Origin of the sequence: Frankia sp. KB5, assembly GCF_002099325.1 — a bacterium.
Taxonomy (GTDB): domain Bacteria; phylum Actinomycetota; class Actinomycetes; order Frankiales; family Frankiaceae; genus Frankia; species Frankia casuarinae.
In genome coordinates, this window is sequence record NZ_MRUJ01000146.1 from 1 (window position 1) to 9,425 (window position 9,425).

4 protein-coding genes and 2 pseudogenes are annotated in these 9,425 nt (G+C 72.3%); 2 read left to right on the forward strand and 4 right to left on the reverse strand.

Going from position 1 to position 9,425, the window contains the following annotated elements:
- Positions 1–139: 139 nt before the first annotated feature.
- A pseudogene (locus tag KBI5_RS15130) lies at positions 140–1,481 on the forward strand (IS66 family transposase); the annotation flags it as partial.
- Here KBI5_RS15130 and KBI5_RS25905 read toward each other — a convergent pair.
- The 4 genes from KBI5_RS25905 to KBI5_RS25385 all read right to left on the reverse strand — a co-directional run bounded on the left by KBI5_RS25905 (position 1,478) and on the right by KBI5_RS25385 (position 6,263).
- Positions 1,478–1,711: a hypothetical protein gene (locus KBI5_RS25905; protein ID WP_133057046.1), complete on the reverse strand. Its 234-nt coding sequence runs from the start codon at positions 1,709–1,711 to the stop codon at positions 1,478–1,480. The pseudogene KBI5_RS15130 and the gene KBI5_RS25905 sit on opposite strands and share 4 nt — an antisense overlap.
- Positions 1,712–2,061: 350 nt before the next feature.
- Entirely contained in the window at positions 2,062–4,107 is a 2,046-nt protein-coding gene (locus tag KBI5_RS15135; protein ID WP_241882929.1) for a hypothetical protein, read from the reverse strand.
- 569 nt (positions 4,108–4,676) lie between these two features.
- Complete coding sequence (locus tag KBI5_RS25380; RefSeq protein ID WP_035912406.1) at positions 4,677–4,862, reverse strand: hypothetical protein; 186 nt, start codon at positions 4,860–4,862, stop codon at positions 4,677–4,679.
- A gap of 366 nt (positions 4,863–5,228) precedes the next feature.
- The gene (locus tag KBI5_RS25385) at positions 5,229–6,263 is read right to left on the reverse strand and encodes a hypothetical protein (protein ID WP_011436971.1); all 1,035 of its coding nucleotides are present in this window, start codon (positions 6,261–6,263) and stop codon (positions 5,229–5,231) included.
- Between the two features lie 158 nt (positions 6,264–6,421).
- On the opposite strand from KBI5_RS25385, the pseudogene KBI5_RS15145 reads away from it, so the two are divergent.
- Positions 6,422–9,425, forward strand: a pseudogene (locus KBI5_RS15145) (hypothetical protein); the annotation flags it as partial.

Here is a 9,425-nt window from a genome sequence, read left to right on the forward strand (position 1 = left end):
CGGTAATGCCGGCCTGGGCCATGGCGAGGTGCTTGCGCCGAACCCGCTTGGAGGTGTCCAGGGACTGCCGCGCCTTGAGGGTGACGACGATCCGGCAGGCGGGGACGGGGAGGCCGGGGGCCGGCAGGTCCGGCCGGCCTCGGAGCGGGTCCGTTCGAAGGACAGGAAGCCGGGCGGGCAGCCGGGTCACCCGGGTGCCGGGCTGCCCCGGGGACCCGGCCCCGGACCGCCGGTTACGGGCGGACGAGCCGACCGGGTGCTCGTCGTGCGAGGCGGGCCTGGCCGGTGGGCAGGTGCTGGCGGACATGTGGACGCAGGTACGCGACGTGCCCGAGCCGCGGGTCGAGACGACCGAGTGGGCGCTGCCGCGCAGGCGGTGTGRCTGCTGCGGGAAGATCACGGCGGCGAGGGTGCCGGACGTGCCGTGGGCGACGGCGGGCTCGGTGTGCTACGGGCCGCTGATCGGCGGCGCGGTGGTGCTGCTGGGCAACGAGGGCAACGTCCCGCTCGCGCGGACCGCGCTGGTCCTCAACGGGATGTACGGCACGGCGGTCTCGACCGGCTTCGTCGCGCGGACCCTGCAACGCGCCGCCGAGGCGCTCGCGGCCCGTGGCTACGACGAGAAGATGAAGGCGGCGCTGCGCGCCGAGCCGGTGCTGTGCGGTGACGAGTCCCTGGTCAACGTCCTGCGCAGGGACCTCGACGAGGCCACCGGCAGGCCGACCGAGGGCGCCCCGCACCTGCTGGCGCTGCGGACCCCGTGGCCCGGGCTGGTCTGATACGCGGCGATCCCCTCCCGCTCGTCGGAGGCGATCGACGCCACCGGGGTCCTCGACGGCTACACCGGCTACCTCACCCGCGACGACTACGCCGGCTGGCACCAGTACAACACCCAGGTCGCCGGCGTGCAGCTCCGTTGCCAGCACCTCATCCGAGCTCTGCGGGCGGTGCTGATGCTCGCGCCGAACATCCAGAAGTGGGCCGGCCAGCTCATCGAGCTGTTCCGCGAGGCGAACGGCCTGGTCGTCGCCGCCCGAGCTGCCGGGTGCACCCGCCTCGACCAGGACGTGATCGACGGGCTGCGGGCCCGGTTCGACCGGGACGTCGAGGTCGGCCGGCTGGCGAACATGTCCCGGCCCTGGAAGGACGGCAAGAACCATCCCGGCCTGGTCCTGGCCCGCCGGCTCGCCGCGAAGGCCGACCAGGTCTGGCTCTTCCTCACCGACTTCAAGATCCCTTGGACSAACAACGCCGCCGAGCAGTCGATCAGGCTTCCCAAACGGCACCAGGCCGTCTCGGGCTACTGGCACACCCCGACGACCCTCGCCGGGTACCTGCGCGTGCGCTCCTACCTGGTCTCCACCCGCGACCATGGCATCCGCCCGATCGACGCGATCAGGATGCTGCTCGCCAGCCGGCCCTGGCTACCCACCCCCCGGGCCGCTCTCGCCGAACCGGACGGCCTCGCGGTCGCTACCTAAATCAACATCAACACAGAGGTGCTGGGACCGTCACCTCTGAATGGACACTGCCAGGCGTACGCCTTGTCGTCAAACAGCGKGTTTCCGTTGTTAAACGCCAGATACCAGCCTTGCGCGTAATACAAAACTTTCTGCAGCTTCAGCGGAGTGATGACCCCGCGTTCGCCCTGATCTTGGCTGGCACGCTCAATAAAGGCGTTTGCGATATTCCGTGCTTCCATCTTTGCCATTGTTACTTATTGTAACAGCGAATTTTACCCCCCCATAGGAGTTATTGCAAACATAAGAGAAACGCCGACGCGGGCGAAGGGCTGAGCCAGAGGCGTTATTATTCCATTGGACCGGTCGCGCCCTTCCGCRACAATGAGTGACCACAGAGATGCGAGCCGTCTAAATTCATAACTTAGTTTGTCCGATTTGCCGATCCAGGACTTTGCCAACCAGGAACGCCAACAGGCCATACCGCCACTCTGCGTGATCAAGTGGGGCGGAACGTACCATCCCACTCGTTCTTTCCGAGATCGGCTGGTCGGCGAGTATTCCGGTGGACGGTGAGGTCACCCAGGTCGGTGCGGGAGGTTCAGGTGGTCVGGAGCTGCTCGCGGCGGGCGGCCAGCGCATCGATCTCGTCCTGGCGGGCGAACGGCCCGGGCAAGGAGGAGATCCACCGGCGGGCGGAGGAGAGCAGGCGGTCGACCGCGGCGAGATCGGCGGCCGTCCCGACGCCGTCGGGACTCACCTGCAGCTCAACAGCGAGCAGGAGTGCCGGCACGGCCTGCAGTGCGAGTCGGCATGCCGACTCGGTGGCCTCGTCTAGCATCGCGGCCGTACCGGGATCCGCGAGAGCGCGGTTAATCCAGAGGTGGCCGAGGGCCGCCCAGTTGCGGGCCTGTGCCGAGTGGCCGGCAGCCCGCGCCAGCCGCGCGAGGCCCGTCGTCGCTGCGGTAGCCATCTGGAGCGAGACGCGTAGCGGTTCGAAGACGGCCGTGCGGGCGACGTATCTTGCTCGGGCGGGCAGCACCACGTCCCGAAACAAGTCCACCGCCTGGGTGAGATCGCCGGACGAGTACGGGTGGCTGGCGAGGTAGGTCGCGTAGTTGTGCAAGTGGTGAGCCAGCAGGTCGGGGAGCGGACCGGTGGTCAGTACCGCCGGGTCGATTTCCACCATGCGTAGCCAGACCAGCCACCCGCGGCGCACATGGTCGTCAAGTATCCCGGCCGGTGGGGTACCGTCCGCAGGCGGCCCGCAGCTGGCCTCGGCCAGCCGGCGCAGGGTGTCCAGCTGCCGGTTGGCGGCCGAGAGAATCTCCGCGGCGGCGCCGCGGTCCAGGCTGCCCCGCTCGAACAGGTCGATGCAGTACTGGCTGGACGCCATCAGCGCCTCGACCAGCACCCGCTTGTCCCGCTCCGCGTCGTACCGGACGAGGTCGARCCGGAGCACGTCGGCCCGGCAGCCGGCGACGGCCCGGACCGGATCGTCCGCCGGCAGGATACCGGCCAGCCAGCCGTGTGCCTGGCCCAGCCAGGTGAAGGCGTCGAGGCGTAGGCGCTCCCGGGCCTGTGCGTCGGTGAGTACCTGGCGCACGGCGCCGAACAGCGCGATGGCCGCGGTGCGCCGGGTGGCCAAGGGCCGCTGGGCGAGAGCCGCCGCATCGGGAAGGGCGGGCAGTCGCGCGTCGACCGGCCCGCCGTCGACTGGCGGCAGCGCCCGCAGCGCCTGGGCGACGAACTGGTCAATGATCGAGTCCGGGGTGAGTAGCGCCTCCAGCGCCAGCTGCCCGGGGCCCCGGGCGGAGATCCACAGGTGACTCGTGTCGCGCAGGGTTCCCACGTCGAGCAGGCGATGCAGGAGCTGCCCAGCGACCAGCTCGTGCGCGGCTTGCTGGCCGACGGGCCCCTCCGCCGCCGGCAGTGCCAGCCCCGGCAGGGTGGTGTCGACGAGGTCGAGGTCGCGTGGCAGGACCGGCGAGGCCGTCGTCCGCGGTGCGCTGATCTCACATCTGGTTAGCGATTCAGCTGCTGCGGAGGGGGCCAGCGGCACCTCCCAGGCGGTGGTCAACGGACGTTGCACCGCACGCGCGCGGATGCCCGCGGCGACCAGCGCCGGCTGGGAACGAAAAACCTCGACGACCACCGCGGCCCAGGCTGCAAGCCGCAGGTCGGGTATCAGCCTGCTGCCGTCCTGGTAGGCCAGCACGGGCAGGACCTCGGTGAGCGCCGCCCGGAGCGGATCGAGCAGGCGGTTGACCGCCACTAGGACGACCGCAGCCTTCGTATCGGGGCCGAATCGGTTGAGCGTGGCGTTGGCGATCTCATTCGGCAAGGTCGCCCCACTCGCGGTAGCGGCCATCCGATCGAGGATCACCCATCCACGGGTGCCGAGCTCGGCGGCGCCCGCGAGCTGCGCGGCCTGCGCACGGGTCGGCAGGGGGGCGCCGCGGGCGATCTCCGACAGCGTGACCCGGGTGAAGTCGGTGACCCAGGTGATCCGCCCGAGTGGGTTGGGCTCCAGAGTGTCCGGCCAGGGCACTCCGAACAGCGGCGCCACCTTCCGGGCCAGCCGGGCGGCTACCAGTTCAGCCCGCGTCTCCGGCACCGGCGGCACCACCGCCGGCAACAGGGTCACGACCGTCTCCTCCTTCATCCCCGCTCCAACGCCCGCCCCCGCAGCATCCCGATCGTAGTCGCCGAACCCTGCCTCCACTTGGCAGATTTTTTTCGCGAGTCACTAAAATCATAGACAGTTTTACCATTTTCCGCTAGAAAGCCGGCATGCTCACGGACTTTGCTGGTGGCGGCTCGACGACACTGGACGATCGAATGTCACCCCAAGCCGTCATTCAGACACCTGTAGTCACAATCTCCATGGAGATCGTCTGCACGCTTCTCGGCGAGACCGCCGGGTTCCGGCGCAAGCTGCACCGGATGACCCGGTCTGGGGTGTGCGACGTGGCGCCGGTCCAGGTCGRCGAGCAGGCCCTCGTCCGTGGCAGCTGCGTGTGTCAGGACCTGGTCGTCGACGTGCTTGTCGACATCAGCCGCTATCTGGCGCAACGACCCGCGCAACGGCCCGCCGCCGCCGCCCGCGCCCACTGGCGCACCAGGGCGAAGTTCGAGTGGATCCGGCGCCACCGCCTGGCTCAGGGTGCTCAGGCCCGTGTCGACCGGATCCGAGTCGGCGAGCTGGCCCGGGCGTTACCGGACGAGTACCACCGCGCCGTGCTGGAGTATCTGGTCGAGGAGGCGGGCCGGCCGGCGCCGCTGGAAGGCCAGTCGGCGCTTGAGTACCGGCTGGCCGAGCAGGCGGCCGCGGAGTTCGGGGGCTCGCCTGAGGAGCACCGCGACCGCGTCGCGGCGGCGTTGGGTGGCATCGAGCGGCACTGTCGCAGCGGGCGGCGCGTGCGCGACGGCGACGGCGAGCTGGTGACCTGGTGGGAGCGCTACATCGACCGCCCACTCGGCCGCCGGCCCCGGCAGGGCGACGTGCCGCTGGGGACGGCCGCAGCCGACAGCGCCCTCGCCCGACCGGCCGAGTCCGGCGCCGAGGATCTCGACGAGATCGTCCTGGCCGCGCTGCGCGACCGCCCGGCCGGAGCCGACCCGGCCGCCTGGCTGATCGACCGCGTGCTCCGGCTGGCGGCTGACGGTATGATCCCCGCGAGCGCGGTGGAGGCGTTCGGGACCGACCCGCAGCGCCTGGCCGCCGCGCTCGCGGCGCTGGCGGACCTCGACCGCGCCGAGCAGCGGCTAGGCGCGGTCGAGGGTGCCGTCCGCGCCGAAGAACCGGCGCAGCTCGCTCTCCCCGGGCCGCCCGCCCGACGCCAGCGCGGCGGTCAGCAGCAGCCGGTTCCCGCCGGTGAAGAACGGCTCGGCGAGCGTCCCGTCACCGCCGAACTCAGCAGACTGCCAGCCGTGCGCGCGCATCACCGTCAGCCCCAGCCGCGCCATCCGCAGCGCGTGCTGCGCGACGGTGACCCCGTCCGGCGGCGGGGTCCGCGCGGCGAACAGCACGTGATGCGTCGTGACGGCCAGGACCGGATCATCCAGCACCGCCCGGCCGTGAAGGTGGTGGCGCAGCAGCCGGGCCAGCATCATGCCGGCCCGCATCATCGTGGCGTAGTCGTCGTGGGCGTCGTAGAGCTGCACCCCGTGCTCCCAGGCGGCCACGTCCGCCTCAATGCCGGCCCGGTCCAGCGGCCACTCGGCGCGGACTACACTGACCTGCGACCAGTCCGGCGAGCCGGCGGGAGTACCGCCCGGTCCCGCACCCGGGAACGGTCCGTCGTGCCCACTGCCGGGCAGCCAGTCGACCTCGGTCCCGCCCCGCTCAGCCCATCGCTCCGTGTAGAAGCCGATGAGCCGCCCGAACGGCACCCGCGAGGCCCGCAGGAAGTCGATGCTGGCATCGAGAAGCTCCACGTAGGTGGGAATGGCCCGGCGGGTGGCCCCGTCGGCGAAGTTCCGCAGGAGGGACTCGGCGCCGACCAGCGCCCAGCCCCCCGCAGGGCCCACCTCGCGCGCGAGCGCCGCGGCGAAACCGGCCGCGTCCGCGGTTGCCGACGCCAGGAACGGCCGTTGCAGGTCGCCCCAGACATCGGGCTCGTCGCTGGCGGCCGGCGCGAACTCGTACCGCCCGAGCCGAGCCATCAGGCCGGCGACGTCGGCGGGCAGGGCGCCGGCAACGGGCTGCGCCGGCCCGCCGGTGCCCGCGGCCGGTCGGCCGGTGCCAGGAGGTGCCGCGCCGCCGCCGTCGTCCCGCCTACGCCTGTTCCACCTGGCCATGATCGTCTCCCGACTGTGCGGCGATGGGCTTCGTCGGGGTGGCCTGACGGACCGGCACACGGCACACGGCACATATACGCTGCGCCCGCAGCGACGGGTGGCCGCAGGGCGGCTCGTCGCCAGCACTGGACAGCTTGGTCGGCATCGGGGGATTCGCTGTGGACGGCCTGAATCTGGAGATCGACGCGCTGGTCGGCCCGGCGCTGGATCTACTGGCCACCGCGGAGCGCGACGGGGACCCGGTTGCCGCCCGGGCCGCCGTCGGCCTGCTGGCTCAGGCATATGACCTCGCGCCCGGCCACTCCGGCGCGCCGGGCCTGGCGATGCTCATCGCCGAGTGGGAGGGCGAGCTCGCCCAGGCGGATCTGGGCAGCTGGGACAGTGTGGTGCTGTGGTGGCGCCGGGGCTGGCCGGCGCCCCGGCCCGGCGGCCGCCCGTCCCTGAGCATTGCCGAACTCGATGCCATGGAAGGCGCGCTGCACGGCGAGCGCTACGTCAACGGTCGCGATCCCGCCGAGCGGGACGCCGCCATGCGCCTGCTCGCCCCGCTGGCCGACGCGGGCAAGCTCGGTCCGCAGGACCTACTCGGCTACGCAGCGCTCCTGATCGTCTGGTACGAGCAGGACGCGGTGCCGGCCGCCCGCGACACCGCGCTCGACCTGCTGGCGCCCATGGTCACCGCGGGCACCGCCGACCCGGGCATCGTGGCCGACTACGCAGAGCTCGTCTTCGACCGCGCCGAACAGAGCGGTACCACCCGGGATTGGGCCCAGGCCGTCCACTGGCTGCGCGAATCCCTCCGCATCGGCGGCGCCCAAAACGTCGCCGACACCTGGGACAGCCTCGGCCACGCCTACTGGGCGTGGAGCCGGCTCGATGACGACGACGCCCTGTTCGACGAGGCGGTCGACTGTTTCACCGCGGCGGTACGGCACGGTCAGCCCGCCGAGCTCCTCGCGCCGGCAGCGCTGGTGTTCGTCGCGGACCGGCTGCGCGAGCAGCGGCGCAGCGCGGGCGGCGTGGACGACGCGCTGCTGGCGGACATCCGCGCCGTGCTGGCACTCGCGGACCAGATCGTCGACCGGCCGGAACTGGATACCGAGATCCGCGCGACGGTGGCCATGGAGATTCTCACGCTGCAGTACCTCATCGTCGACGGGAACGAGATCACCCGCCGGCTGGTGCAGGAGGGCCTGGAGGCGTTCCCGCTGGCCGGGGACAGGTTTGACCGCCTGCTCGGCTACGCCGACGCGCACCCCGACCCGCCGCAGGGCTGGTCGAGCAGCCGGGCCGCGATGCGGGCGATGACCAGTCTGCTGCGCGCCATGTTCGGCACCGGGCCCCGGCCCGGCGCGGACTTCGGCCTGCAGCATGCCGCCGAGGCCATGCGCACGGCCGAGCACTCGGACGACGCCGCCGCGTTGTTCTCCCTCATCTCCGCTGTCGCCGGTGGCTTCTCCGGCGACCTGGGCCGGGTGAAGGCCGCCGAGCAGCTGGTCGGGACCTCCGCGGACCCGAGCGCCACGGCGATCTCCCTGTTCGCCCGACTGGGTCAGATGCTGCTGGTCGGCATGCCGGCCGACGGCGCCCGCACCGCCGTCGAGCTGCTGTCCGTCTTGGCCCGGTCGCTGGCACAGGTTCTGGGCGGTGGCCTTCGGGGCAGGCTGCAGCCACCTGCCGCCGACACGGGCAAGCCCGGTCACCTCATCGAGGTCAGCCAGTACCTCGACGTCAGCCGGCGCCTCGACGTCGGTCAGCTCCGGGAGATCGCCGACGTCTTCGCCGCGTTCCCGGGCTGCGACGCCCTTGTCGCGCAGGCAGCGGCCGCGGAAGTGATCGCCGGCATCATCGCGGCGACTTCAGCCGGCGCGCCCGCGGATCGCCTCGCCGAGTTGCGCGCCCGCCTCGCGGACGCCGACCAGGCCTGGGCCGACAGCAGTGCGCAGCTACCGCCACCCCCGCGGGCCATGGGCACGCAGCTGTTCGCCCACGGCTGGCAGCTGTTCGCGGGAGTCACCGGGGACCGGTCCGCCGCCCGGCTCGCCGTGGCACGCTCCCAGGCGGTCCTGGACTGGTTCGACGGTCCTGACCACCCGATGTGGCCGATGGTCGTCATGACCGCCGCCCGCGCCCGGCGACTGCGCGGCGAGCCCGGCGACCTGCCCGGAGGTCGCCGCCTGGCGCTGCGAGCCCTGCGCGGGCACGCCTGGCTCGTGCTGCTGCAGTCGGGCACCCGAGACGCGCTGGAGGTCGCCCGCGGGGCGGCGGCGGATGCCCGGGTGGTGCTGGAGTGGTGTGTCGAGGACCTGCGGGGCGGCGACGAGCAGGCCCGCGACGACCTGGTGACCGCCGTGGAGGCCGGCCGCGGCCTCGTCCTGCACGCGGCGGTGACCACCCGGTCGGCCGCGGAGCAGCTGCGTGAGCTTGGGCATGCCGACCTCGCGCAGGCCTGGGCAGCCGCAGGCCTCGAACCGGCCGAGGCCGACCCGGCTGCGCAAGGCCCCGGCTGGTTCGCCGACGGGGCCGAACGGTCCGCGCTGCGCCGGGCTGTGCTGGCGGCGCTGAGCGAGTCCGCCGCCGGACCCGACAGCCTGCTGCTTCCACCCAGCATCGGCGAGATCCGCGCAGCGGTGGGCACGCACGGCTCCGACGCACTCGTCTATCTGGTCCCCGGCGTCGACCGGCCCGGGCATATCATCATCATCCCGGCTGACGGGACCAGACCGGTGGAACATGTCGAGCACCCGGGGCTCGTCAGCGCCGACGACTCCCCCATGGGCCGGTACCTGGCGGCGTACGCGGGTTGGCGCCAGGCTGCAGGCGGTGAGGGTGCCAGGCAGGGTGTGGCCGAGCCAGCGGCCGCGTTCGCGGCGTCGCGCGCCGCGCTGGCGGCGTGGCGCGCTGCGCTGGCGGAGCTCACCGAGTGGGCGGGTCGCATCGCCGAGGTGCTGCTGGACCGGGTCTCGGCTGTCGCGGCCGACACCACCTGGCCGACCTTCGTAATCACCTCGGTGGGGGTGCTCGGCCTAGTGCCCTGGCACGCCGCCGTGCTGGACGTCGAGGCGCCCGGTCATCAAACCGGCGGCGGCACCCGGCTCGCCCAGCGGGCGACGGTGTCCTACATCCCCTCGGCCCGGCTGTTGTGCCGGACGGTCGCGATGC